At 63.8% G+C, this 22873-nt stretch carries 28 protein-coding genes and 1 pseudogene; 23 read left to right on the top strand and 6 right to left on the bottom strand.

Going from position 1 to position 22873, the window contains the following annotated elements; genetic code table 11:
• The first annotated feature begins 70 nt into the window (after positions 1–70).
• From N5A92_RS15020 to N5A92_RS15000, 5 genes are all read left to right on the top strand, one after another.
• Entirely contained in the window at positions 71–394 is a 324-nt protein-coding gene (locus tag N5A92_RS15020) for a DUF736 domain-containing protein (RefSeq protein ID WP_260904177.1), read from the top strand.
• A gap of 185 nt (positions 395–579) precedes the next feature.
• Entirely contained in the window at positions 580–840 is a 261-nt protein-coding gene (locus tag N5A92_RS15015; RefSeq protein ID WP_260904174.1) for a helix-turn-helix domain-containing protein, read from the top strand.
• A gap of 128 nt (positions 841–968) precedes the next feature.
• The gene (locus N5A92_RS15010) at positions 969–1232 is read left to right on the top strand and encodes a DUF2285 domain-containing protein (RefSeq protein WP_260904172.1); all 264 of its coding nucleotides are present in this window, start codon (positions 969–971) and stop codon (positions 1230–1232) included.
• 125 nt (positions 1233–1357) lie between these two features.
• A complete protein-coding gene (locus N5A92_RS15005) occupies positions 1358–1690 on the top strand; it encodes a transcriptional regulator domain-containing protein (protein ID WP_260904169.1) in 333 nt (110 codons plus the stop codon).
• Positions 1632–2111 (top strand): DUF2285 domain-containing protein, encoded by a 480-nt coding sequence (locus tag N5A92_RS15000; RefSeq protein WP_260904167.1) that lies wholly within the window; start codon positions 1632–1634, stop codon positions 2109–2111. Before N5A92_RS15005 ends, N5A92_RS15000 begins: the two co-directional genes overlap by 59 nt.
• 199 nt (positions 2112–2310) lie before the next feature.
• Here N5A92_RS15000 and N5A92_RS14995 read toward each other — a convergent pair whose 3' ends face one another.
• Positions 2311–3282: an NAD(P)-dependent alcohol dehydrogenase gene (locus N5A92_RS14995; protein ID WP_260904164.1), complete on the bottom strand. Its 972-nt coding sequence runs from the start codon at positions 3280–3282 to the stop codon at positions 2311–2313.
• A 53-nt stretch (positions 3283–3335) separates the two neighbouring features.
• Between N5A92_RS14995 and N5A92_RS14990 the strand changes: the two genes are divergently transcribed.
• The 10 genes from N5A92_RS14990 to N5A92_RS14945 all read left to right on the top strand — a co-directional run bounded on the left by N5A92_RS14990 (position 3336) and on the right by N5A92_RS14945 (position 11300).
• On the top strand, positions 3336–4448 hold the full coding sequence (locus N5A92_RS14990) for an AraC family transcriptional regulator (protein WP_260904162.1): 1113 nt from the start codon (positions 3336–3338) through the stop codon (positions 4446–4448).
• 330 nt (positions 4449–4778) lie between these two features.
• Positions 4779–5060, top strand: coding sequence for a helix-turn-helix transcriptional regulator (locus N5A92_RS14985; protein WP_260904160.1), 282 nt, complete (start codon positions 4779–4781; stop codon positions 5058–5060).
• A 16-nt stretch (positions 5061–5076) separates the two neighbouring features.
• A complete protein-coding gene (locus N5A92_RS14980) occupies positions 5077–6204 on the top strand; it encodes a replication initiator protein A (protein ID WP_260904158.1) in 1128 nt (375 codons plus the stop codon).
• The gene (gene parA / locus N5A92_RS14975) at positions 6201–6854 is read left to right on the top strand and encodes a ParA family partition ATPase (RefSeq protein WP_260904155.1); all 654 of its coding nucleotides are present in this window, start codon (positions 6201–6203) and stop codon (positions 6852–6854) included. Before N5A92_RS14980 ends, parA begins: the two co-directional genes overlap by 4 nt.
• Positions 6851–7102 carry a ribbon-helix-helix protein gene (locus N5A92_RS14970; protein WP_260904152.1) on the top strand — a complete coding sequence of 84 codons (252 nt, stop codon included), beginning with the start codon at positions 6851–6853 and terminating at the stop codon, positions 7100–7102. Before parA ends, N5A92_RS14970 begins: the two co-directional genes overlap by 4 nt.
• Entirely contained in the window at positions 7099–7620 is a 522-nt protein-coding gene (locus tag N5A92_RS14965) for a DUF2840 domain-containing protein (protein ID WP_260904150.1), read from the top strand. The genes N5A92_RS14970 and N5A92_RS14965 overlap by 4 nt, the downstream gene beginning before the upstream one ends.
• Complete coding sequence (locus N5A92_RS14960; RefSeq protein ID WP_260904149.1) at positions 7617–8162, top strand: S26 family signal peptidase; 546 nt, start codon at positions 7617–7619, stop codon at positions 8160–8162. Before N5A92_RS14965 ends, N5A92_RS14960 begins: the two co-directional genes overlap by 4 nt.
• A gap of 48 nt (positions 8163–8210) precedes the next feature.
• Positions 8211–8546: a DUF736 domain-containing protein gene (locus N5A92_RS14955; protein WP_260904147.1), complete on the top strand. Its 336-nt coding sequence runs from the start codon at positions 8211–8213 to the stop codon at positions 8544–8546.
• 3 nt (positions 8547–8549) lie between these two features.
• Entirely contained in the window at positions 8550–9317 is a 768-nt protein-coding gene (locus N5A92_RS14950) for a lytic transglycosylase domain-containing protein (RefSeq protein ID WP_260904146.1), read from the top strand.
• Between the two features lie 243 nt (positions 9318–9560).
• The gene (locus tag N5A92_RS14945; protein ID WP_260904145.1) at positions 9561–11300 is read left to right on the top strand and encodes a relaxase/mobilization nuclease domain-containing protein; all 1740 of its coding nucleotides are present in this window, start codon (positions 9561–9563) and stop codon (positions 11298–11300) included.
• A gap of 298 nt (positions 11301–11598) precedes the next feature.
• Here N5A92_RS14945 and N5A92_RS14940 read toward each other — a convergent pair whose 3' ends face one another.
• Both N5A92_RS14940 and N5A92_RS14935 read right to left on the bottom strand, forming a co-directional pair.
• Positions 11599–12288 (bottom strand): DUF899 domain-containing protein, encoded by a 690-nt coding sequence (locus tag N5A92_RS14940; protein WP_260904144.1) that lies wholly within the window; start codon positions 12286–12288, stop codon positions 11599–11601.
• Positions 12289–12656: 368 nt separating this feature from the next.
• Positions 12657–13118, bottom strand: a pseudogene (locus tag N5A92_RS14935) (transposase); the annotation flags it as partial.
• A 105-nt stretch (positions 13119–13223) separates the two neighbouring features.
• Between N5A92_RS14935 and N5A92_RS14930 the strand changes: the two are divergent.
• From N5A92_RS14930 to N5A92_RS14920, 3 genes are all read left to right on the top strand, one after another.
• The gene (locus N5A92_RS14930; protein WP_260904143.1) at positions 13224–13727 is read left to right on the top strand and encodes a hypothetical protein; all 504 of its coding nucleotides are present in this window, start codon (positions 13224–13226) and stop codon (positions 13725–13727) included.
• Between the two features lie 126 nt (positions 13728–13853).
• Positions 13854–15839 carry a conjugal transfer protein TraG gene (locus N5A92_RS14925; protein ID WP_260904142.1) on the top strand — a complete coding sequence of 662 codons (1986 nt, stop codon included), beginning with the start codon at positions 13854–13856 and terminating at the stop codon, positions 15837–15839.
• A 3-nt stretch (positions 15840–15842) separates the two neighbouring features.
• Complete coding sequence (locus tag N5A92_RS14920; protein WP_260904140.1) at positions 15843–16283, top strand: CopG family transcriptional regulator; 441 nt, start codon at positions 15843–15845, stop codon at positions 16281–16283.
• Between the two features lie 149 nt (positions 16284–16432).
• On the opposite strand, the gene N5A92_RS14915 is transcribed toward N5A92_RS14920, so the two are convergent.
• Complete coding sequence (locus N5A92_RS14915; RefSeq protein ID WP_260904138.1) at positions 16433–17359, bottom strand: DUF4238 domain-containing protein; 927 nt, start codon at positions 17357–17359, stop codon at positions 16433–16435.
• A gap of 121 nt (positions 17360–17480) precedes the next feature.
• A complete protein-coding gene (locus N5A92_RS14910) occupies positions 17481–18392 on the bottom strand; it encodes a LysR family transcriptional regulator (RefSeq protein WP_260904137.1) in 912 nt (303 codons plus the stop codon).
• A gap of 94 nt (positions 18393–18486) precedes the next feature.
• Here N5A92_RS14910 and N5A92_RS14905 point away from each other — a divergent pair, with 94 nt between their 5' ends.
• Both N5A92_RS14905 and N5A92_RS14900 read left to right on the top strand, forming a co-directional pair.
• Positions 18487–19611, top strand: coding sequence for a DSD1 family PLP-dependent enzyme (locus N5A92_RS14905; RefSeq protein ID WP_260904136.1), 1125 nt, complete (start codon positions 18487–18489; stop codon positions 19609–19611).
• A gap of 10 nt (positions 19612–19621) precedes the next feature.
• Positions 19622–20557: an ornithine cyclodeaminase family protein gene (locus N5A92_RS14900; protein WP_260904134.1), complete on the top strand. Its 936-nt coding sequence runs from the start codon at positions 19622–19624 to the stop codon at positions 20555–20557.
• Between the two features lie 119 nt (positions 20558–20676).
• On the opposite strand, the gene N5A92_RS14895 is transcribed toward N5A92_RS14900, so the two are convergent.
• Positions 20677–20973 (bottom strand): recombinase family protein, encoded by a 297-nt coding sequence (locus N5A92_RS14895; protein ID WP_260904694.1) that lies wholly within the window; start codon positions 20971–20973, stop codon positions 20677–20679.
• Between the two features lie 289 nt (positions 20974–21262).
• Between N5A92_RS14895 and trbB the strand changes: the two genes are divergently transcribed.
• The 3 genes from trbB to N5A92_RS14880 are packed head-to-tail and all read left to right on the top strand — an operon-like array spanning position 21263 to position 22870.
• Positions 21263–22288 carry a P-type conjugative transfer ATPase TrbB gene (gene trbB / locus N5A92_RS14890; protein ID WP_260904132.1) on the top strand — a complete coding sequence of 342 codons (1026 nt, stop codon included), beginning with the start codon at positions 21263–21265 and terminating at the stop codon, positions 22286–22288.
• Complete coding sequence (locus N5A92_RS14885) at positions 22269–22601, top strand: TrbC/VirB2 family type IV secretion system protein (RefSeq protein WP_260904131.1); 333 nt, start codon at positions 22269–22271, stop codon at positions 22599–22601. The genes trbB and N5A92_RS14885 overlap by 20 nt, the downstream gene beginning before the upstream one ends.
• Positions 22601–22870, top strand: coding sequence for a VirB3 family type IV secretion system protein (locus tag N5A92_RS14880; protein ID WP_260904130.1), 270 nt, complete (start codon positions 22601–22603; stop codon positions 22868–22870). Before N5A92_RS14885 ends, N5A92_RS14880 begins: the two co-directional genes overlap by 1 nt.
• The last annotated feature ends 3 nt before the right edge of the window (positions 22871–22873 follow it).

Raw genomic sequence — 22873 nt, 5'->3', positions numbered from 1 at the left:
CCTCCGGCCTGCCGATCGCCATCGAGGCCGCATGGTGCGGGCTCGAGCTCAAGATCAAGGAGACTTAATCATGGCGACCATCGGCAGCTTCAAGAAGTCCGGCAACGAGTTCACCGGCGAAATCGTCACCCTCAGCCTGCAGACCCGCAATGTCCGCATCGTCCCCGACACCAAGGCGAGCGGCGAGAACGCCCCCAGCCACCGGGTCTATGCCGGCCGCGCCGAGATCGGCGCCGCCTGGTCCAAGCGCTCCAACGAGGGCCGCGACTATCTGGGCCTCAAGCTCGACGATCCGAGCTTCACCGCCCCGATCTACGCCAACCTCTTCGACGACGAGGACGGCGACGGCTACAGCCTCATCTGGTCCCGCCCCAGCCGGCGCAATGGCGACTGAGGCCCGCAAGAGCCCCGCCCGGCAGGTCCGGGCGGGGCCAACGCCGTCAGGCAACCGAATCAGTCCAGCGACTTTCCGGCTTCAGCCCGTTAAAGAAGGAAAATTCGGTGGCTAATCCCGCCAAGAACGACTAAAATGGTCGTAGTTCTGGCGTGCGCATTCGTGACTGTAGGAGGTGATCATGCATGATCACCGCCCGACAGTCGCGGGCCGCGCGCGCGTTGCTGGGTTGGACGCAGGAGACGCTCGCTGACAAGGCCCGAGTATCGCTGACCGCTCTCAAGCGCCTCGAATCGGAAAACGATCTGAGGGTGTACGAGAGCACGCGCGATCAGGTCCGCCGGGCCCTCGAAGCGAATGGCGTTGTTCTCCTGAACTCCGACCGAGGCGAAGGGGTGATGCTCGTTCATGCCGGGGCCAAGCAGGATCAGGAAACGTCGGCCTGACAAAGAACCTGCCGACTGGTGCGATGCCTGTCTCCGTCTCAGCGATCTCGCAGTGCCCCTCTACAATCCCGGTGAGATTGCGTTAACCATAGCCAGTTGCGGCGCCGCGCCGAGAGACAGGAGTGCACATGGGCAAAGCCGACTTCCTGGATGAACCACCGAAGAGTGAGCATCTGACTGACTATGACCGCGCCCATGTCGTGACCTATCTGCGATTGCTCGATGCCGAGGCGGACGCTGCACATTGGCGGGAAGTCGTTCGCGTGGTCTTCGGTCTCGACCCCGACAAGCAACCCGAACGCGCCATGCGGGTTCACGAAACCCATCTCGCCCGTGCCCGGTGGATGACGGAGAACGGTTACCGCGACCTCCTGCGATCCGCCTACCACTAGACGCCCGAGGGTGATGCACAGATCGCATCGCCATATGCCGGTTGCCCCGCTATCCAAAATTCAATTTTGCCGCGATCTTCCGAGGACATGCGGACCCACTGCATAGAGTCGGGGAGGAAATCGGCATGGTGGCGCAGGGGAATTGGCGAGACGCCGAGACGTATCGATACCTGAAAAACCTGAACTCGGCGGAACTCGCCTGGGAATTCCTCCGGCGCAATTCCGACTATCAGCGGGAAGTCGCGGCCTCGAATCCGTCGGATGACCGAGCCGTAGCGGCGCTGAACGCGCACTGGGGGTTGCGCTTTCCCGATACCTCCGGACCTGCCGGCCACGAACGCCGACATCTTTTGGAGCCCCGCTGTCGATCCGGCCGCAGTCATTCTGGCACCGGTAGTCGTGCCAGGCTTGATCACGGCAACGATCGCCGTCGATCCGATCAGCGCCAGATCGGCTGAGGAAGGCCTTTATCTCCGCTTCGTCCTCGCCGGCGAGCGCTTCGCTGCCATTGCCCCTGACGGCAAAACACCTCGCGGCCCTGTAGCCGTCCTCACGCCCGTCGATCCGCTTCTCGATGATCGCGTCGACGCGCTGTTCCGCTTCCGCGACGCTCTCGTTCATCATCGAGCGACACCAGATACTCGTCTCACGGCCCAGCGCAGGCGTCATCTCATCGAAATGCTCCGGGCGATCGATGGCCGACGGGCAGGCGCCACATATCAGGACATCGCGGCGGCTGTGTTCGGCGCAGAGCACGAAAGCGCGACCTTGTGGAAGTCGATGCCGCTGCGGGACGTCGTGATGCGCCGGGTACGCACCGGCTTCGACCTTGTGGCCGGCGGCTATCGCACGCTGCTCCACAAACACCGAGCCCGATGACGCCAAACTCCGGCGCAGCTTACCGACAGGTCGAGCGTTGCCATTTGTGCGGACTGAAACGTTCGCTCCCCCCAGAAGTATCTCAGTTTGAATTTCTGGTGCCGACCCCATTGCGGTCGTTCCAATGCCAACGACGGCATCATACAAGTTGCCGTTCGCTTTTTCTGCGGCCACAGTGATGCGCGGATAGCGCTTTTCCTCACTCCAGCCGGATCGCGACTTTCCCTTTCGCCCGCTTGGTCGCAAGATAGCTCATGGCCTTGGGCACGTCCTCCAGCGAAAAGGAGCGGTCGATCACCGATCGGATCTGCCCCTCAGCGAGCATGCGCGCCAAGGTCGCCAGGTCGTCCTGACGGATTTCGGCGATCTTGAATGTCGTCGTCTTGTTGGAGCCGCCCAGCAGCCATCGGCCAAAAAGCGAGCTTACCAGGAAGCGGGGGATGTTGAGGGCGACAAGAACCCAGCGTCCATTGTCGGCGAGTATGCGTCCGATCGCGCGTGGCCCCCGGTTTGCGACCAGATCGATAACGACGTCATAGCGAACCTGTTCCGTAGCGAAGTCAGTGGATTTGTAGTCAATAACGCGATCGGCGCCCAGTCTACGCACCAGAGCAGTGTTGGCTGCACTGCATACCCCCGTCACTTCGGCCCCGAAAGCTATTGCAATCTGCACCGCATAGGCACCGACGCCCCCCGATGCGCCGTTGATGAGCACTTTTTCGCCCGCCTGGACGCGTCCCCAGTCGCGCACGGCTTGCAGCGCTGTGAGCCCGGCTATTCCGACAACTCCCGCGTCCTCGACGGTCACCCCGTCCGGCCTGCGGGCCAGCATGTGTGGCTGCGCGATGGCGAACTGTGCGAAAGCCCCGAAATTGATATCGCCAAAAACGGCTTCGCCGGGCTTGAAGTCTTGTATCTGATCGCCAACGGCCACCACCGTCCCGGCAATGTCGGCCCCCAGGATCCGGACGCTTGGTTTGAATAGCGCGGGGAGGCGAACGAGCCAGGGGCGGCCGGTCAACTGATGCCAGTCAAAGGGGTTTACCGACGTCGCTTCGACCTCGACCAGGACTTGATCGGCCTTTGGTATGGGCCGATCAACTCGAGACAGACACATGACATCGGGCCCTCCATACGTCTCTCGTGTCACGGCCAACATGGTCTGCTTCATCTTATAATCCTGATCCTGGGCCTCGGCTGTTCATCCCATCCGGAAGTGCAAACTTGCGGCTTTTGCGCCCCAATTGCATAATTCATGCGGATGCCGTGCTCCATGTCTGGATGTTGCACGGCCTCACTGAATTGCAACAGGAGGTCATTGTGTTCGGTGCGACGGTCGCGGCGGGAATTGTCTCGGGACTTCTGGAGTTCACCACCCGTTGCGGCGCCGACGGCAGCAAACTGATCGCTGCCGCGCACATCGACCCGGTCCGGCTGGGCGATCCCGACGCCCGCGTGCCACTTGATCGCTATATCGCCCTAATGCGCGCCGCCAAATCGGCGACCAACGACACTGCGCTTGCGCTGAAGTTCAGCGAGAACGTGAGCGTATCGGACATGTCGATCTTAGGTCTCATCATGGAAGCCTCGGCTACGATGGGCGAAGCTTTCATCCAGTTGCAGCGATACAGCCAAGTGGCTGCGGAAACCTCCGGCGCCAGCGAAGGTCCGCAGTTTGAAGTCGTATCACGCGGCGGTCGGCTTTTCATGGTCGACCACCGGCAGCACCCGAACCTGTTTCCGGAACTGACTGAGTTTACCTTCGGCAGCCTTACCTGCGGGCCGCGCCGATTTCTGCCGCGGCCTCACGTACTGGCAGTGTACGTCACCCATCGCGCCCCGCCCCATGCAGCCGAATATGAACGCGTTTTTCAGTGTCCGGTTCACTTCGGGTGTCATTGGAACGCAATGCAGCTGCACCCAGATGTGGCCGAATGGAAAGTGGCTCAGGCGCCGCGTTATGTTTTTGGCGTTCTGGCCCAGCATGCGGACGGCCTGCTGACCAACCTGGAGGCGGGAGAAACCCTGTGCTCCCGAATCGAGAAGCTGGTTCTGCCAACCCTCCACCACAGTCCCTTAACCGCTGAGGCGGTCGCGGCGCGGTTGGGGTTCAGCCGGCAAACACTGTTCCGCAAGCTCAGAGAAGAAGGGCAGTCCTTTTCAAACGTTATCCAGGACCTGCGTCGCCGGTTGGCTATCGCCTACATAGAAGGCCGGATCGCAACCGTTACGGAGACGGCCTATCTGCTCGGGTTCTCCGATTTCTCATCCTTTTCTCGCGCGTTCAAACGCTGGACGGGCGTTGCCCCGAGCGAGTACAGGCATCTCGATAGCTAGCCTCGGCTGCTTGTCTCGGCCGATCGTGGCCGAGGCCAAGGGCACCCGCCCGACCGAACGGAGCGCAAAGATGATGGCTTTCAATGTATGTCTGCTCTCGTCCCTCGCAAACCAAGAGCTGACCTTCGGGTTGCCACCCCACAGCCGAAACTCAAACTCAGACACTATCGCGCGCCCATACCCTTTAATTCATTGAGCTTCGACGCTCGCGAGGGGTGCGAATCTTTTTCGACACCTTCGCACTCCCCGAGCCAATCCTTCTCCGCCACCGTGGTCGCTATTCGCCGCTGAACCGCAGCGCTCACCGGCTACCCCACGGAGGCCCGAACCATGCGAAATGATCAAGCCGCACTTCCGCCGCGCTTCCTGCGCACGAAGGAAGCCGCCGAATTCCTAAGCCTGTCCGCCCGCACGCTGGAGAAACACCGGACTTACGGAACCGGTCCGGCGTATCGCAAGCTTGGCGGTCGCGTCGTCTATGCTGTCGAAGACCTGCAAACCTGGGCAGCGCGCGGCGCCGTGACGTCCACTTCCGACCCGCGCGGGCACGTGTTGCCTGCCAAGCCACAGACGCTCCCCGACGTTCCGCAACCCGGTCGTCACGCGCGCTGAGCGCGCGGTTTCGTGAATGACGGCGCGGCGTCGGTCCCTCTCGGAGCGCGGACAGCTTGATCTGTTTCAGGCGCTCCCTGGCGACTTCGCGCGACGAGATGCGCAGGATCTCATGGCCTATCCCTTCTTCTCTTTGTGCAAATCCCATCGCATCGCGCCGATCGATTTCACCGCCGGCGGAGTCTCGATCCGCGTCGAGGCCGTGCCGGACCACGGCATGGCGACCATCTGGGATGCGGACATCCTCATCTGGGCCGCAAGCCAGATCGTCGAAGCCCGCGACGGGGGGTTTCGAACGTCGCGCCTTATGGCGGCGACGCCCTATGAAATCCTGACCTTCGTCGGCCGCGGCACGTCGATGCGCGACTACCAGCGTCTCAAGGCTGCGCTCGACCGTCTCCAGTCCACCACCGTTTCCACCTCGATCCGTCAGCCGAGCGAAGGCCGGCGTCATCGATTCTCCTGGATCAACGAATGGCAGGAGCGCACTGACTATCAAGGCCGACCGGACGGCATCGAACTGATCGTGCCGGACTGGTTCTATTGCGCCGTGCTCGACGACGGGCTCGTACTGACCATCGACCGCGCCTATTTCGCCCTGACCGGCGGGCTCGATCGCTGGCTCTATCGCCTGGTGCGTAAGCATGGCGGCCGCCAGCGCGGCGGCTGGCGCTTCGACTTCCGTCACCTCCACCAGAAATCCGGCAGCCTCTCGCCCTACAAGCGCTTCGCCTTCGAACTGCGTCATATCATCCGTCGCCAGCCGCTACCGGGCTACACGCTCTTTCTTGAAGTCGAGGCTAACGGCCGGACGCTGCTCGCCTTCGAGCCCGTTCCGGCCAGTGGGAACCCTGTGGATGGCGTCGTGCTATCGGGAACCCGCACTATCGTGCCATCAGGAACCCGAGGCTCGTGCTATCGGGAACCCAAATTTGATTTAAAGCGCGGGAAGAAAACGGAAAATCGCGCCCGTAACTTAGAGTCTAACAAAGAATCTAACTCTGTAGAGGGCGCGCGCGATGTGGAAAACATCGCTCAAGACCCTGTGCCAGGCGCTTCGAAAGCGCGTGGCACGAACGCTTCAGCGACGTCCTTAGGAACACCGCCTCTGCCTCTCGACTATGGCTCGGGAGGCAAGCAATGATCGTCGCCTTGCTCAACCAGAAGGGCGGCACCGGTAAAACGACACTCGCCCTGCATCTCGCCGGCGAATGGGCACGGCGCGGGAATCGCGTCGCGCTGATCGACGCCGATCCGCAAGGCTCGGCCCTCGACTGGTCCGAGCAGCGCGCCCGTGGACGACTACCGCGCCGCTTCGGCGTCGTCGGCCTGGCACGCGATACGCTCCATCGCGAGGCGCCGGACCTCGCACGCGACGCCGATCATGTCGTCATCGACGGCCCGCCGCGCGTCGCCGGATTGATGCGCTCGGCCTTGCTCGCCGCCGATCTCGTTCTCATTCCCGTGCAGCCGTCGCCGCTCGATGGCTGGGCGTCGGCCGAGATGCTGGCGCTCGTCAACGAGGCGCGGATCTATCGGCCCGAACTCGTCGCCCGTTTCGTTCTCAATCGGTGTGCAACGCGCACCGTGCTCGCTCGCGAAACGGCCGAGGCGCTGGCCGATCACGATCCGCCGGTTCTCTCCACCACCGTCGGCCAGCGCATCGTCTTCGCGGCCGCCGCGCAGACCGGCCGCCTCGTCTCGGAAATCGACAATGCCGCAGCGGCCACACGCGAGATCACTGCCCTGGCCGACGAGACCGTCCGCATCGTCGCCGGAAAGGCGTCGCCATGAGCGGTCGTCCGAACCGCCGCGCATTTGCCACCCGACCCGCCGATCCCGAGCAGTGGATCAGGACCGCCGATGCCGCTCCCCGTGACGGCAAGCCGTCCGGGTTCACCGCACGCCTGACTATCGACATCACGCCCGAGCTGCGCGGCCGCATCAAGATCGCGGCGTTCCAGCGCGGCGTCACCGTCGCCGACATGCTGCGTGTCCTGCTCGCGCGCGAATTCCCGACAGACGAAGGAGATCCCTCATGACCGGCACCGCGGCCCCCCGCGTTGGCGGCGGCCCGATGCCGTCCGCCGACAACCCCGATGCGCTCACCCATGTGGAACTGACCTGGATCGAGAAACGGATCGAATATTGGATCCGCTTCGGCCGCGAGACCGGCGAGAGGATCATCGACCGCCGCCGGCGCGTCGTCTCCTTCCGTCCCGGCGTCGTGTTTGCCTTCGTGCGATGGGCGGCCAACGATTACGGCACGGTCATTTCGCGCATCGACATCGTGCGCGCCATTGAGCCCGGCGCTGCCTATCAGACGCTGCCTTTCGTGCGCCCCGGCGGCGAAATCCTGCTCAAGATCGAAGGCTGGCCCAAGGTCGAAAAGGTGCTCCAGCACATCGACGCGGTGGAAGCCGCCGGCGTCGATCCGTGCGATGCCGCCCCCGATCACTGGCGTCACGTGGCGCACCGGATGAGCGCCGGCCACGAGCCGCGTCCCTACACCCAGGAGCGCCATCAGGCATGGCTCAAGCGGCGGGAGATCGAACAATGACCCGTTTCGGCTACGTCATGCTGACGTACTTCGCCGCGATGGGTGTCGCCGCGGCCGCCGTCATTCCGACATCGCTCATACTCGTCTGGAACGTGTCGGCCAGCGCGCCCATCGGGTTCTACCGGATCGAACCCGCCGAACGCCTCGAAATACCCGATCTGGTCGCGGTCATGCCGCCCGAGCCGCTCGAGGATTACATGGTCGCGCGCGGCTATATCGGCCGCGACGTGCCCATCCTGAAGCGCGTCCTGGGCTTGCCAGGACAACGCGTTTGCCGCACCGGCCGCACCATCACGGTCGACGGAATCGCGATGGGCGAAGCGCTGGCCCGGGATCGGCGCGAGCGCCCGCTGCCGGTCTGGAGCGGCTGCCGCGTCGTCGCGGCCGACGAGATCTTCCTCATGAACTGGCAAGTCCCCGACAGTCTGGACGGCCGCTATTTCGGCCCGCTTCCGGCCACGACCGTCATCGGCCGGGCAATCCCTCTCTACACCGATGAGGACGGCAATGGCCGCTTCGTCTGGCGCGCGCCGACGCGGTGACGACGCGTGCCTTCCTGCCATCCCACCGCGACCAAGAAGGAGTTCATCATGCCCCAGATCGGTCAGTTCACCCGCACGCCAAATGGCTATAACGGACGCATCCGCTCGCTGTCTTTCGACTGCGAACTTACCTTCGTCACCGCCGAGAATGTCGACAGCGAGAACGCGCCGGCCTACCGGATTCATCTCGGCGACGAGAACGGCCCCGAGGTCGGGGCGGGCTGGAAACACTCCGGCGAACGGGCCGGCACCTACATCTCCGTCGTCCTCGACGATCCCGCCTTTTCGGTTCCGGTCCGCGCCCGGCTGTTTCAGTCGGACGAGGATGGACGCGACTGGGGCTTGCACTGGACCCGCGCGAAAAAGCGCGACGAGCAGGACTGATCGATGCCCGTTGTTCGCGTATGCGCAGCACTTCGGCAGTGCGGCCCTTGCGGCCGCATTGCCCTCTTTCTCCTTTCCGGCCTGTCCTTCGGCCTGATCAAGAGCGGCGGCGCATTCGCTCAGCCAGTGCCCGCCATGCAGCAGGAGGTCGATTATCCCTTCGCCACGTATATTGCGGAGGCGGCGCAGCGCTTCAACATTCCTGAAGGCTGGATCGTCGCCGTCATGGACGCCGAAAGCGCCGGCGATACGCACGCGGTCTCACATGCTGGCGCGATGGGGCTAATGCAGGTCATGCCCGGCACCTGGGATTATCTGCGCGCCCGCTATCGGCTCGGCTCGGATCCCTTCGATCCACGCGACAACATCTTCGCCGGCGCGGCCTACCTGCGCGAAATGTACGACCGTTACGGCACCATCCCGGCGATGCTGGCGGCCTACAATGCGGGACCTGATCGCTATGACGAATACCTCGCCACAGGTCGGCCGCTGCCCGCCGAAACCCGCGCCTATGTCGATCAGCTTGCGCCAGCGTTGGGCGTTGCAACGCAGTCGGTGGACGCCCCGGCCGCACCGCCGCTGCCACCAGACTGGCGCGAAGCACCCCTGTTCGTTCCGCGCTCGAACGACCGCCGGACGGCCGCAGACCGCACCGCCGACAAACCATCGGCGCGCAGCTCTGCTTTCGTGCCGGTGCAACATAACGTCGAGAACCCTTCTGATCCGAAGGCGATGTTCGTCGTACAGAACACGACGAGGGGCACTCCATGACGTGCACCAGCTCATTTCGGATGATGTCGGGCTCTGGCCTATCATGGCGGACGAGAGTGGGAGCGGCAGGCCCCACAACCGACCGATGGCAGGATAAAAGGGCGCACATTGCGCGCTGGTCGGTCGGTTGGTTTTCTTGGGATTTCTGGCCCGTCCCGCACATTGCCCGGCCTTGGCGCAATGTGCGCCGACCGTTCAACCCGCCAGATTTTCTGCATTTTCCGCACATTGCAGGGCGACGCCATGGCCGATGACCGCGAGTTCCGCGTCCGTCCTGGCCGGATCCGCTCGACGCGTGCACAGGCCGCGCGCCCGTTCATCGCCCAGGCGATTGCGGCAGCGAAGAAGGCGGGCGGCGGCGTGTCGCGCTCCGGCCGCGTGGTTTCCGGCAACCGTTCGCGCTTCGGCCATGGCCAGCGCGCCAGCATCCAGGCCAATCGGCTCATCACGGCGCGCTCACGCGGCGCCGTGATCAAGGCGCGTGTCGTCCGCCATTTCGCGCGCGCCGCGCCGCTCGGCACGCATCTCGACTATCTGCGCCGCGACGGGGTGACCCGCGACGGCGAGAAGGCGCGACTGTTCGGGCCGGGAGAGAATGAGGCGGATGGCCGCGCTTTCGCCGAGCGCTGCGAGGACGATCGCCACCATTTCCGCTTCATCGTCTCGCCGGACGACGCGCTGGAGATGTCGGACCTCAAATCCTTCACCCGTGATCTTATCGGCCAGATGGAGAAGGATCTCGGCTCGGGTCTCGACTGGGTCGCCGTCGATCACTGGAACACCGAGCACCCGCATGTCCATCTGATCGTGCGCGGTGTGCGCGACGACGGCCAGGACCTCGTCATCTCGCGCGATTACATTAGGGAGGGCATGCGCGATCGGGCGCGCGATCTCATCACGATGGAGCTCGGTCCGCGCACCGATCTCGACATCCGGCGCAGCCTCGCGAACCAGATCGCCTCCGAGCGCTGGACACAGCTCGACCGCCAGCTCGTTCGCGACAGCCGGCGCACCGGCGTCATCGACCTCGCGCCGCGTCCGGGTGAACAGCCCGACGAATTCCATGCGCTGAAGGTGGGGCGGCTGCGCAAGCTGGAGACGCTCGGCCTGGCCGAGCAAGTCGGCCACGGCCAATGGATGATCGCTGACAAGACCGAGACCACGCTGCGCGAACTCGGCGCGCGCGGCGACATCATCAAACGCATGCACCGCGCCCTGACCGAGCGCGGTATCGAACGCGGATCGGCGGACTACGTTCTGGCAGCCGAAAGTCTCGAGACGCCAATCGTCGGGCGTCTGGTCGAGCGCGGGCTCGATGACGAACTGAAGGGCACGGCCTATGCCGTGGTCGACGGCGTGGACGGGCGGTCCCACCACATCAAGCTTACCGATCTCGATGCGGCCGGCGACAGCGCGCCGGGTTCGATCGTCGAACTGCGCGCCTATGACGATTCACGCGGGCAGCGCCGCGTCGCCCTCGCCGTGCGCTCCGATCTCGACATCGAACGGCAGGTAACCGCATCGGGGGCGACCTGGCTCGACCGGCAGAACATCGCGCGTGACCCCGCGGCGCTGTCCGAAAGCGGGTTCGGCGCGGAGGTCCGCGATGCTATGGACCGCCGCGCTGAACGTTTGATCGAGAAGGGTTACGCCGAACGGCAGGGTCGGCGGATCGTCTTCAGCCGCAATCTGCTCGATAGGCTCCGCCAGCGCGAAGTGGACACACTCGGCGAGAAGCTCGCGGCTCAGACCGGCCAGCCCTTCCAGCGTGCGACCAACGGCGAGTACGTCGCCGGCGCCTACCGCCAGCGGTTTACGCTCGCGTCTGGCCGCTTCGCGATGATCGACGATGGTCTCGGCTTCCAGCTTGTTCCCTGGACGCCCTCGCTCGAAAAGCATCTTGGCCGCCACGTCTCAGGTGTGGCGCGCGGCGACGGCGGCGTCGACTGGAGCTTCGGCCGCAAGCGGGGACTGGGCCGCTGACCTCTGATCGAGCGGGCTGAATTGAATGCACTGGCAAAAAGCGGCTTCGAACTAAACCGAGACCTTCACCGTGGTGGTACAAGCGGCCAAGTTGGGTGGACAGCGGTCGTTGCGCGAGCTTCCGCTAGCCTGCAATGTTAAGGCGTCGGCTGTCGCGTATGCTTGCCAATCTGTTGAGATTTCCTTCGTCTAACGGCTTGGCTTATGTTGACGCCGCCGCCGTAATCGTCCGGTGGCGGCCGCCATCATAGCCGTACGCCATCACGCACCCAACAATCAGGCGACCTTCGGTATCTGCTTACCTCTCGCCGTAGGCGTCGTGATAGTTCCACCACTGGTACGGGGGCGTTTGCGGATAGCCGGCCGGCGAGTCCTCCCACTCCTCCTGGCGCCCCAGCGCGCTGATGTCGAGGTAGCTCCATGTGCTCCCCATCGCCTCATCGCCGCGGCTGTCGACGAAGTAGGTGCGGAAGATCCCTTCGCCCTCTCGGATGAAGGCGTTGGTCCCGTGCCACTCGCGGACATCGAAGTCTGTGTCGAAGTCGTCCATGATCGTGTACCAGGGGATCTCCGTCCATCCCATCCGCTTCTTCAAGCCCTGTATCTCGGCCTGAGGCGCGCGCGAGACGAATGCGAGCGTGGTGTCGCGAGCGTTCAGATGCGCCGGATGTGCGACTTGATCGGCGAGGAACGAGCAGCCGACACAGCCCCGTTCCGGGTACGCATCCCCTTGCGCGCTGAAGGTGACCTCAGGCCCGTAAAAGAAGCGATAGACGATTAGCTGCCTGCGTCCCTCGAACAGGTCGAGGAGACTCGCCGGGCCGTTCGGGCCTTCGAACCGGTAGTCCTTCTCGACGGCCATCCACGGCATCCGCCGGCGTTTGGCCGCCATTGCGTCGCGGGCGCGGGTGAACTCCTTCTCTTCCACGAGCAGCTTCTCGCGCGCGTTCTTCCACTCCTGTGCCGAGACGATCGATGGCATGTTCATCGTTCCCGTTCCTTCTTCCGGTCGTCGTTACAAGCTTCCCAGGGATCGAGTATCTCAATATGGTAGGGTTCCATATCGATCTCCCGTGGAGGACGATCATATACTGCGATCATCCCCGAGGACGAATGGGGTGACGCCGATCCGACATCGGGGACGATCTTTTTGTCGCCGGGTTGCGGCGAGCGTTATTTCTGTAAGCAGATGGGAGAAGACTACGCCATCGGCGCGCCAATCAGGTGCTGACACGTTTTAACAGGTTGCTGAATTAGTCGCCGAATCGGAACGGTTTCCCGTCTGCGCGGTCTTGGAGGTTCAGCGTCAGGTCCCTTAACGCGGATGGCTGGCTTCCCTGATGTGCTTTCTCGTCGTCACGCACCCAGCGGCCGGGGCAACCGGGCGAGGTTGTTCGCGGTCATCGTCAGCACGAAGCGGCAGCGAACCCTTTCGAGGCCGCGGTAGACGGTCTGGGCCATGCCGCCGACGGACTTGGCCCAGCCGAAGGGCTCCTCGATCCGCTTGCGGTGCTTCTGGGACAGCGCGTAGCCCTCGTGCCGGGTGGTGCGGCCGTCGATGGCGGAGTGGCGGGCCTTCCGGGCTACGTGGGGTGTGACACAGGCCTGCCGAAGGTCGCGGACGAAGTCGGCGCTGTCGTAACCCTTGTCCGCGCCGAGGGTCAGCTGCCGGGTCGACCCCGGGGCATGCTCATGGATCATGTCCAAGGCCGCCCTGCGTTCGGCATAGCCGTCGGCTCGGGTCAGGCCGGCCTGCACGACCAGGCCGCTCCGGTTCTCCATCAAGGCATGGCCCATGAAGCACAGCACCGCGGCGGAGCGGCCGGGCTGAAAAGTCTTTTCGCGCATCTCCTGACAGAGGGCTGTCAGGGAAACTGTGTGATATTTTCTATCTAAATGCCGCGCAACAGAAGGTTTTGGACTATGACGATTTCTACGTTTCTCACCGCTCTTGGATCCGACGGTCCGGTAACTGAATACGCGAAGGACATGGAGCTTTATGGGTGGCTCATTGGAAGCTGGGAAATGGAGACGATTCATCATCTCCATGACGGCACGAAACAGAATTCGACCGGGGAAATCCATTTCGACTGGGTACTCGAAGGCCGTGCGATTCAGGACATCTGGATCAGGCCCAAGCGCCCTGCTCCATCCACCATGTATGGCACGACGCTACGCGTTTTCGATCCCGAGATCGGCGGTTGGCACATCATTTGGAGTGACCCGCTCAACCAAGATTACTCGCGCCAGATCGGGCGGGCAGAGGGCAAGGACATTGTTCAGTTAGGTGAGGATTCACGCGGGCTGAAAGCGCGGTGGCGATTCACAGAGATCACTGCAAACAGCTTCCATTGGATTGGCGAAGAGCGCTCTTTGGAGAGTGACCCTTGGCAGATCACGTTTGAACATTTTGTCCACAGAACCTAGACTTAGACTAGCAGCAACCCTCCGATGTCTATCCGGCTCCCGCCGTTCCTACGAGCAGAATACGAACAGGCTTGCTGCTAGCGGTCGTGCCCCGCAGCGTGCAGATATTTGCGCGGAATATAGGCCATGTCAGGTACGAAAATTCTCTGGGGTCAGATTTTCACTGTCTTCACGATTGTCCTGACCACCACTTGGACAGCGACGCAGTGGACGGCTTGGCGCCTTGGCTTCCAGCCTCAGCTCGGCCAACCGTGGTTCGAGATCGACGGCTGGCCGATCTACTATCCGCCGGCCTTCTTCTGGTGGTGGTACTTCTACGATGCCTATGCACCGCCGATCTTCATTGAGGGCGCGATCATCGCGGCCTCAGGCGGCTTCATTGCGATTGGGGTGGCGATCCTCATGTCCGTCTGGCGCGCACGCGAGGCGCAGAATGTCGACACTTATGGATCGGCGCGGTGGGCGAAACCGGATGAGGTCAAGGCCGCCGGCCTCCTCGGACCCGACGGCGTCGTTCTCGGCAAGCTCAGGAATGACTATCTGCGCCATGAGGGGCCGGAGCATGTCCTGTGTTTTGCGCCGACCCGCTCGGGCAAGGGCGTCGGTCTCGTCATCCCCTCGCTTCTGACCTGGCCGGGCTCGGCCATCGTCCATGACATCAAGGGCGAGAACTGGCAGCTCACGGCAGGCTTTCGCGCCCGGCACGGCCGTGTGCTGCTGTTCGATCCGACCAATCCGAAATCATCGGCCTACAATCCGTTGCTCGAGGTTCGCCGCGGCGAGTGGGAGGTGCGAGACGTCCAGAACATCGCCGACATCCTCGTCGATCCCGAAGGCTCGCTCGAGAAGCGCAATCACTGGGAGAAGACCAGTCATGCATTGCTGGTCGGCGCCATCCTCCATGTGCTTTATGCTGAGGCCGATAAGACACTCGCCGGCGTCGCCGCATTCCTTTCAGATCCGAGGCGCCCGATCGAATCGACGCTTGCCGCCATGATGAAGACGGCGCATCTCGGCGAAGTCGGTCCACACCCCGTCATCGCAAGCGCCGCTCGCGAACTGCTCAACAAGTCGGACAATGAGCGCTCCGGTGTGCTCTCCACCGCCATGTCTTTTCTCGGCCTCTATCGTGACCCGGTCGTCGCCAAGATTACCCGGCGCTGCGACTGGCGTATCATCGATATAGTCGGCGGCAAATTCCCGACGACACTCTACCTTGTGGTGCCACCTTCCGACATCAACCGTACCAAACCGCTGATCCGCCTGATCCTCAACCAGATCGGACGGAGGCTCACCGAGGACCTGAACGCGAAGGGCGGCCGACACCGCCTGCTGCTGATGCTCGACGAGTTCCCGGCGCTTGGACGGCTCGACTTCTTCGAAAGCGCGCTCGCCTTCATGGCTGGCTACGGGCTCAAGAGCTTCCTGATCGCCCAGTCGCTGAACCAGATCGAGAAGGCCTACGGGCCGAACAATTCGATCCTCGACAACTGCCATGTCCGAGTGAGTTTCGCCACCAATGACGAGCGCACAGCCAAACGGGTATCAGACGCCCTCGGCACGGCGACGGAAATGCGGGCGATGAAGAACTACGCTGGGCACAGGCTCTCGCCCTGGCTCGGCCACCTGATGGTGTCGCGACAGGAGACCGCGCGGCCGCTGCTCACACCCGGCGAGGTCATGCAGCTTCCGCCGGCCGACGAAATCGTCATGGTTGCCGGCGCGCCGCCAATCCGGGCAAAGAAGGTCCGTTACTATGAGGACCCGCGTTTCCACGAACGCATCCTGCCGCCACCGTCCAAGATTGCATCAGTTGAGGCCAGAGGCGACGACTGGACCACGCTGCCGCTGCCGGCGAAGCCAGGGCTGACGGTCAACGCCCTCGGTATCGCAGCCGAGGAGGAGGACACGACCGATTCCGAGCGGCGGCGCCAGCCCGAGCTGAGCCGTACCAAACCTGTCGACAAGAAAGCCACGCTCGAGAACGAGTTCGAGATCGATCCCATCGACGACGATCAGGAGGAGACCGCGCGCAACAGCCGGATGACCCGGGTCATGCAACGCGTGGCGCGGCAGGTCTCGATGGACCCCAAAGACGGCTTGGAACTCTAGCCGATGCCCGGTCGCAAAAAGAAAGCGCAGATCTCCGTCTATCTCGACCCGGAGGTGATGACGATGTTGGCGGACTATGCCGCCCGTCGCGAGCAGTCGCAGTCCATGATCGCGGAGGCGGCGATCGCCTCCTTCCTGTCGCCGGACGATGCCGAAAGGCGCGAAGCCGTGATCGCCAAGCGCCTCGACCAGCTCGACCGCCGTATGACCCGTCTGGAGCGGGATGTCGGGATCTCAGTCGAGACGCTAGCCATCTTCATTCGGTTCTGGCTGGCGACAACGCCCGCCCTGCCTGAACCGGCTGCCCAAGCCGCCCGCGCGAAGGCTGGTGAGCGTTATGAGGCATTCATCACGGCCTTGGGGCGTCGTCTCGCAAAAGGACCGAAGCTACGCCAGGAGATTTCCGAGGACGTTGCAGGATCGGACGGATCGAGTTCGCCGTAGTTAGCGACGAGAGGTCTGCCGCACGTCCCATGTCGACAATGGGGTGGGAAGCGGTCTGTCCGCCTTCCGCTGGCAATTCGAGAAACCGGACTGGAGGCTCGGCAGAAGGGACCGGTAGCGGCTGACAGCGTTCAGGAAATGACTGCCGTTTACTTCGCAGCCACCGCTGCCCGGCGCCGCGCCACCACGCTCTCCATGAGCCGCGGCTGCGGATTGCGGCCGAAGCGGTTCTCGACAAATCGGAGGTGGCTCGCGTCGGCTCCCCAGACGTACCACTTCGCTCCCTCCACAACCTGGCGATTGACCTCCTTCACCAGCCGGACGGGATCAGCCAAACGCACCTGCTCAAGGAAGTCGGCATCGCTGCCGCCGATCCAGATCTGCCGCGGTCCGATCGGCAGCACCACATGCGCATCTTTGGCCCCGAGCGGAGTGCGGATAACCGGCCTATCGGACGTCAGCAGGGTCGGAGCATGCGGCACCGTCTGCAGCACCCGCCAGTGCATTCCATTCAGCGTCGAGCCCACGTTCTCGTGGTCGACCAGCGTGTAAAACACGTCGAACTGGTGGCGTTCCTTTTTGGCCAGCGGCTGGCCAGCCAGGTACTCCGAGAAGGTCTCCGGATCGCTAGGCTCGCGCACCGCCTGGTAACGTGCCTCTGCTTCGGCATCAGTGGCGCTGAAGTCTTCGTGCCACCACTCCCGGAACATGGCGATGTCCTCCGGGCAGCGGAGGAGTAGCGACAGGATGAACCGGCTCCATGCCGACCGGCTTTGGTTGTCCCACGGCGCGTAGTGGCCGTGCGCCTCCAGCATGTCCAGTGAATTGGACGCCCAGGTGTCGACTGGCTTGAAGAAGGTCTCTTCGACCTGCTGCGCTAGCGTGGGCTCATAACCCTTGAGCTCGTAGAGCCGCTCCTCGTAGCCCGTGCGCTCGGCCGTCACCGGCTTGACGGCGATCTTGCGCTGATAAGGGTTCGAATATTCGGTCAGCTTGCCCGTCGTATTGTTCTCCCACCGGCGCAAGTAGAAGGCCGGGATGAAGTGATGCTTGGTGGGTGGATTCGCTGGCGTCATGCCTCAGTTCTACAGCTGGCCTGGCAGTGGGCGAAGTACCCGCCACCCCATAGGTTGCTGAATTGTGTGGATGGCGGCGGCGCTTGAAGGGGATCAATTGGGTGCGCATTGCTGGTGTTGCTTACGACAGCGGAATGGCAGCTGTAGGGATTTCGACCGAAAGCCGGTTCACGAATGCGTCGATCCGGGCCGCGCGGACGGCGCGGGGGTTCAGCAGCGCCACGATATCGGCATCGGGCAGGGACCAGTCGGGCAGGATCCGGATCAGCCGGCCGTCGCGCAAATCCTGAAAGACGCTCCATTCGGATCGCTCCACGATGCCGAAGCCGTCGAGCGCCCATGCCCGGACCACCTCGCCGTCATTGCAGGCAAAGACGGGATGGACGCGTAGGCTCGTCTCGCTGCCGTCCGGGCCAGTCAGCGGCCAGAGCGTCGCGTCGGCCCTGTCCTCTCGCACCACGCCCACCCGATGGCCCGCGATATCCCCGGGGTCCTGAGGCAATCCGAAGCGCGCGGCATAACTCGGCGCCGCCACCAGAAATCGGCGGTTCGTTGCGAGCTTTCGCTGCATGATCCTCAGGTCAGGCAATCGTCCGACATGGATCATCACGTCCCACGGTCCGGCCCGCATCGCTCCCAGAGGATCTTCGCTGAGGACGAGCGAAGGGCTAAGCTCGGGGTTCTCGCCGGCGAAACGCGAGAGGATCGGCGCCACGCGCAGCCGCCCGAAACCGAAGGGGGCGATGACCTGCAGCGGTCCTTCGATCCGTCCCGCACGCGCGGCCATCTCATCCGCCAGCGTCTCCAGTTCGCCGAGAATGCCACTGGACCGTTCGATAAGGAACGCCCCTTCTGCCGTGAGGCGTAGCGGACCGCGCCCGCGCTCGATCAGTCGCAAGTGCAGCCGGTCCTCGATCTGGGCCAGCCGCTGCGAAACCGCCGGCGGTGTCACGCTCAGGCTGCGCGCCGCGGCCGCGAGACTTGGCGCGGAGGAGAGCGCCGTCAGGAAGCGAAGGTCAGCGATGTCGATCATTAAGCGGCAACTTAATACGAGATTCGTTTTGCGTGAATATACTCTAAATCGCCTGGTTGGTATGAAGTGGTCATTCAAACGAAAGGATCGCCCGATGCCGTCCGGCCAGACCAGCTTTCAAGACCTGCAGACACCCGCTCTCCTGCTTGACGAAGCCAGGATGACGCGCAACATCGAACGACTGGCGGAGCGCGCAAAGATCCTCGGCGTCACGTTGAGGCCGCATCTGAAGACGGCGAAGTCAGCCGAGATTGCGCGGCGCCTGAGCGGTGACGTGACTGGGCCGATCACCGTCTCCACCTTGGCCGAGGCCGAGGCGTTCCATGCCGCGGGCCACACCGACATCCTCTATGCAGTGGGGATCGCCCCGCAGAAGCTGACGCGCGTGCAGGTTCTGCGCGAGCAGGGCTGCGATCTGGTCGTGATCCTCGACAGTCCCGCGCAGGCGCGGGCCGTCGCCGAGGCGGGCGTGCCGGCACTGATCGAGATCGACAGCGACGGCCACCGCGGCGGGCTTCTTCCGGACGAACCAGCGCTGGTCGAGATCGGGCGCATCTTGCACGCAGTCGACAATCTGCGCGGCGTGATGACCCATGCGGGCGAAAGCTACACGGTGCGCGGCGACGCCGCCCATGCCGAGTTCGCCGAGCGTGAACGCAGCGCGGCCGTCAAGGCGGCGGACGAATTGCGGGATGCAGGGCTGTTCTGCCCGGTCGTCAGCGTCGGATCGACGCCGACGGCCCATGCCGCGCGCGATCTGTCGGGTGTCACCGAACTGCGCGCCGGGGTATACATGTTCTTCGACCTCGTGATGGCGGGGATCGAAGTCTGCGGCCTAGACGATATCGCGCTCACCGTCCTGACGACGGTCATCGGCCATCAGCCGGCCAAGGGCTGGGTGATGATCGATGCCGGCTGGATGGCGATGTCTTGCGACCGGAGTACTGCTGGGCAGAACGTTGACCAAGGCTACGGGCTCATCTGCGATGCCGACGGGCGCCTCATGCCCGATCTGATCGTCAGCAGCGCCAACCAGGAACACGGGATCGTCTCGTTGCGCCCCGGCGCCGAGGGTCCGCTGCCGAACATCCCCCTGGGGACGCATCTGCGCATCCTGCCCAACCACGCCTGCGCGACCGCCGCGCAGCATGACCGATACCATGTGCTGCCCGCCGAGAGCGGACCGATGAAGACCTGGCGCCGCTTCGGCGGCTGGTAAGGAGATGTCGATGATCCTGATCACCGAGGCGCAGTCCTCCGCGCTCGTCACCCCCGAACTCGCCTTCGATGCGGTGCTGCAGGCCTTCATTGCGGCTGTCGACCCCGGCGCAGCGAGCTTTCCGGTTGTCATCGCCCATGCCAGCGATCCGCAGAACCGGTTCACGATCAAGTCGGCGGCGGGGGCAGAACTCGCGGGGCTCAAGGTTGGCGCCTATTTTCCAACCAATGATGCCCGCGGCCTGCCGCGCCATGCCTCGACCATTCTGCTGATCGACCAGACGTCGGGCCGGATCGGCGCATTGGTGGAGGGCTCGGCCCTTAATTGCTATCGCACCGCCGCGGCCGATGCCGTCGCCACCGACGCCCTGGCACGTCCCGAGGCCGAGGTTCTGACGCTGTTCGGCACGGGCCATCAGGCCGCATACGAGGCCGAGGCGATCGCGCGCATCCGCGCCCTGTCCCGCGTGCTGGTGGTCGGCCGCGACCCATCCCGCGCCGCAGCCTTCGTCGAGAAGCTGCGCGCCAGGGGCTTGCCCGCTGAGACCGCGGCGCCCGAAGCCGCGGTCCGCGCCGCCGATATCGTCGTGACGGCGACCACGGCCACCGCGCCCCTCTTCGACGCAGGTTGGGTTCGGCCGGGCACGCACGTCTCCTCCATGGGATCGGATTCGCAAGGCAAGCAGGAACTGCCACCGAGCCTCTTCCCCCGCGCGCGGCTCTTCTGCGATCTGCCGGACCAGTCCGCCCGCATCGGCGAGTTCCAGCATGCTGAGCCCGGCACGCCGCTCACCGCCATCGGCGCGGTGCTGGCTGGAGCCGCCGCCGGCCGGCAGAACGACGACGAGATCACCGTTTTCGACAGCTCGGGCATTTCCCTCCAGGATCTCCACATGGCAAATGCTATCCTTGATGCCACCGACGCGACCGACGTCCATGACGGATGAGATCGGCGAGAACTCTTTTGCATTGTCGAAGATGGGCCGGGGATGTGCGCTGACTGGCCCGGAAAGTGAACGGCAACTCTGTCCCGCATCCTAACAGTTCATGAAACGTGCCGCGAAGGTCAGGTCTGGTGCCTGTTCAGGGTTCTGTAGACGGTCGGTCGGGATACTGAGAACACCTCGGCCTGGTCGCTGATGGAGTGGTCGCCGGTTGTGTGCATGCGGCACAATTCTCGCTGTTGCTTGTCCGAAAGCTTGGGTTGTTTGCCGCGCAGTTTTCCTTTGGCGCGGGCAATGGCCATGCCTTCGCGGGTGTGCATGCAGACCAGATCGGACTCGAATTCAGCAAAAGTGGTGAGGATGTTGAAAAACATCCTGCCCATCGCATCTGTGGGATTATATCGGCCCCGTTCCTCCATCTGGAGAGGGTTGAATGAACGGCAGGTTTCGGGTTGGAAGGAATGCATCTCGAACGACCGCCTTGGGGTCGAAACAAGACATGGCTGTCCTTAGGCTGAATCCACTGCCCACGAAGTTCTATTTTGGCATTCACGCGCAGTAGATCTGGACTCATTCCCGCCGTTTTCCTGTATTTGCACGCTACGCTACGATGACGCTAAATACCTGTTGAATCAGCCCTAAATCAGGCTCTTTTAATCATCCCCGCATGGGGATCGCCTGTTTGTCCCCGTGGAAATCGGGGATCAGATGGCGGCTTCGCATCAAAATTCGGAAGGGATCGCTCGCGGCGCGCGGATGCTACGCACCGCGCTCGGTTCGGCGATTGCCCGCTTTCTGGAGGACGCCGGCGTCGTCGAGGTGATGCTGAACCCGGATGGGCGGCTTTGGATTGATCGCCTCTCCGAGGGCCTGTCCGATACTGGTGAATACCTGTCATCCGACGACGGAGAACGCATCATCCGCCTTGTCGCTCACCACGTCGGCGCGGAGGTCCATACCGGAAGCCCACGCGTTTCCGCAGAACTGCCCGTGACAGGGGAGAGGTTCGAAGGCCTTCTGCCGCCGGTGGTTGCCGCCCCGGCCTTTGCGATCCGCAAGCCCGCCGTGGCGGTATTCACCCTCGACGACTATGTCGCCGCCGAGATCATCACGGCGGAGCAGGCATCAGCCCTGCGGGGCGGCGTCGCGGCCCGAGCCAACATTCTCGTCGCCGGCGGCACCTCCACAGGCAAGACGACGCTGACCAACGCTCTCCTGGCCGAGGTCGCGAAGACTTCCGACCGCGTCGTCATCATCGAGGACACGCGCGAGCTGCAGTGCGCCGCACCCAACCTCGTCGCCATGCGGACGAAGGATGGCGTCGCCTCGCTCTCCGATCTGGTCCGTTCGTCGCTGCGCCTGCGTCCCGACCGTATCCCCATCGGCGAGGTTCGCGGCAGCGAGGCACTGGATCTTCTGAAGGCCTGGGGCACCGGCCATCCGGGCGGCGTCGGCACGATCCATGCGGGCACCGCGCTCGGCGCGCTGCGCCGCCTCGAACAACTCATCCAGGAAGCCGTCGTGACCGTGCCCCGTGCGCTGATCGCGGAGACGATCGATCTCGTGGCGGTGCTGTCGGGACGAGGGGCCGCCCGTCATCTCTCAGAACTCGCGCGGGTCGAAGGCCTCGGTCCCGATGGTGACTACCGCGTCTTGGCCGCGGTCGGCGCTCCCCATGCACCTCTTCCCACCCAAGCCACAAAGGAACGCTCACATGACCCAGACCTTGCGTAACGCCCTCCGCCGCCTCGGAGCGGTGGCTTCTGTCGCGGTCATCGCCTTGATGATGGCGCCACCCGCCCATGCCTCTGGCTCCTCCATGCCTTGGGAAGCTCCGCTTCAGTCGATCCTCGAATCCATCGAGGGGCCGGTCGCCAAGATCATCGCCGTCATCATTATTATCATCACCGGCCTGACGCTTGCCTTCGGCGACACGTCCGGCGGCTTCCGCCGGCTTATCCAGATCGTCTTCGGTCTGTCGATCGCCTTTGCTGCGAGCTCCTTCTTCCTGTCCTTTTTCTCCTTCGGCGGCGGGGCGCTGGTCTGATGGCGGGCGCTGACGAACTGCTCGGATTTTCGGTGCCGGTCCACCGGGCGCTGACCGAGCCGATCCTGCTTGGCGGTGCGCCACGCGCCATCGCGATCATGAACGGCACGCTCGCCGGCGCAATTGGCCTCGGCCTGCGGCTTTGGCTCGCGGGCATCGCGATCTGGGCGATCGGCCATTTCGCGGCGGTCTGGGCCGCCAAGCGCGATCCGCTATTCGTGGAGGTCGGCCGCCGCCATCTGCGCATTCCCGCGCATCTCTCAGTCTGATCG

It is taken from the genome of Chelativorans salis (genome assembly GCF_025336525.1).
GTDB lineage: Bacteria > Pseudomonadota > Alphaproteobacteria > Rhizobiales > Rhizobiaceae > Chelativorans > Chelativorans salis.
The sequence above is the reverse complement of the archived record's forward strand: the minus strand, read 5'-3'. Positions and strand labels throughout refer to the sequence as shown.

Bases quoted from the DNA above. Each gene is read 5' to 3' on its own strand.
- N5A92_RS15020 (WP_260904177.1), top strand. From the start codon at position 71: ATGGCGACCATCGGCAGCTTCAAGAAGTCCGGCAACGAGTTCACCGGC.
- N5A92_RS15015 (WP_260904174.1), top strand. From the start codon at position 580: ATGATCACCGCCCGACAGTCGCGGGCCGCGCGCGCGTTGCTGGGTTGG.
- N5A92_RS15010 (WP_260904172.1), top strand. From the start codon at position 969: ATGGGCAAAGCCGACTTCCTGGATGAACCACCGAAGAGTGAGCATCTG.
- N5A92_RS15005 (WP_260904169.1), top strand. From the start codon at position 1,358: ATGGTGGCGCAGGGGAATTGGCGAGACGCCGAGACGTATCGATACCTG.
- N5A92_RS14995 (WP_260904164.1), bottom strand. From the start codon at position 3,282: ATGAAGCAGACCATGTTGGCCGTGACACGAGAGACGTATGGAGGGCCC.
- N5A92_RS14985 (WP_260904160.1), top strand. From the start codon at position 4,779: ATGCGAAATGATCAAGCCGCACTTCCGCCGCGCTTCCTGCGCACGAAG.
- N5A92_RS14980 (WP_260904158.1), top strand. From the start codon at position 5,077: ATGACGGCGCGGCGTCGGTCCCTCTCGGAGCGCGGACAGCTTGATCTG.
- parA (WP_260904155.1), top strand. From the start codon at position 6,201: ATGATCGTCGCCTTGCTCAACCAGAAGGGCGGCACCGGTAAAACGACA.
- N5A92_RS14970 (WP_260904152.1), top strand. From the start codon at position 6,851: ATGAGCGGTCGTCCGAACCGCCGCGCATTTGCCACCCGACCCGCCGAT.
- N5A92_RS14965 (WP_260904150.1), top strand. From the start codon at position 7,099: ATGACCGGCACCGCGGCCCCCCGCGTTGGCGGCGGCCCGATGCCGTCC.
- N5A92_RS14960 (WP_260904149.1), top strand. From the start codon at position 7,617: ATGACCCGTTTCGGCTACGTCATGCTGACGTACTTCGCCGCGATGGGT.
- N5A92_RS14955 (WP_260904147.1), top strand. From the start codon at position 8,211: ATGCCCCAGATCGGTCAGTTCACCCGCACGCCAAATGGCTATAACGGA.
- N5A92_RS14950 (WP_260904146.1), top strand. From the start codon at position 8,550: ATGCCCGTTGTTCGCGTATGCGCAGCACTTCGGCAGTGCGGCCCTTGC.
- N5A92_RS14945 (WP_260904145.1), top strand. From the start codon at position 9,561: ATGGCCGATGACCGCGAGTTCCGCGTCCGTCCTGGCCGGATCCGCTCG.
- N5A92_RS14940 (WP_260904144.1), bottom strand. From the start codon at position 12,288: ATGAACATGCCATCGATCGTCTCGGCACAGGAGTGGAAGAACGCGCGC.
- N5A92_RS14930 (WP_260904143.1), top strand. From the start codon at position 13,224: ATGACGATTTCTACGTTTCTCACCGCTCTTGGATCCGACGGTCCGGTA.
- N5A92_RS14925 (WP_260904142.1), top strand. From the start codon at position 13,854: ATGTCAGGTACGAAAATTCTCTGGGGTCAGATTTTCACTGTCTTCACG.
- N5A92_RS14920 (WP_260904140.1), top strand. From the start codon at position 15,843: ATGCCCGGTCGCAAAAAGAAAGCGCAGATCTCCGTCTATCTCGACCCG.
- N5A92_RS14915 (WP_260904138.1), bottom strand. From the start codon at position 17,359: ATGACGCCAGCGAATCCACCCACCAAGCATCACTTCATCCCGGCCTTC.
- N5A92_RS14910 (WP_260904137.1), bottom strand. From the start codon at position 18,392: ATGATCGACATCGCTGACCTTCGCTTCCTGACGGCGCTCTCCTCCGCG.
- N5A92_RS14905 (WP_260904136.1), top strand. From the start codon at position 18,487: ATGCCGTCCGGCCAGACCAGCTTTCAAGACCTGCAGACACCCGCTCTC.
- N5A92_RS14900 (WP_260904134.1), top strand. From the start codon at position 19,622: ATGATCCTGATCACCGAGGCGCAGTCCTCCGCGCTCGTCACCCCCGAA.
- N5A92_RS14895 (WP_260904694.1), bottom strand. From the start codon at position 20,973: ATGGAGGAACGGGGCCGATATAATCCCACAGATGCGATGGGCAGGATG.
- trbB (WP_260904132.1), top strand. From the start codon at position 21,263: ATGGCGGCTTCGCATCAAAATTCGGAAGGGATCGCTCGCGGCGCGCGG.
- N5A92_RS14885 (WP_260904131.1), top strand. From the start codon at position 22,269: ATGACCCAGACCTTGCGTAACGCCCTCCGCCGCCTCGGAGCGGTGGCT.
- N5A92_RS14880 (WP_260904130.1), top strand. From the start codon at position 22,601: ATGGCGGGCGCTGACGAACTGCTCGGATTTTCGGTGCCGGTCCACCGG.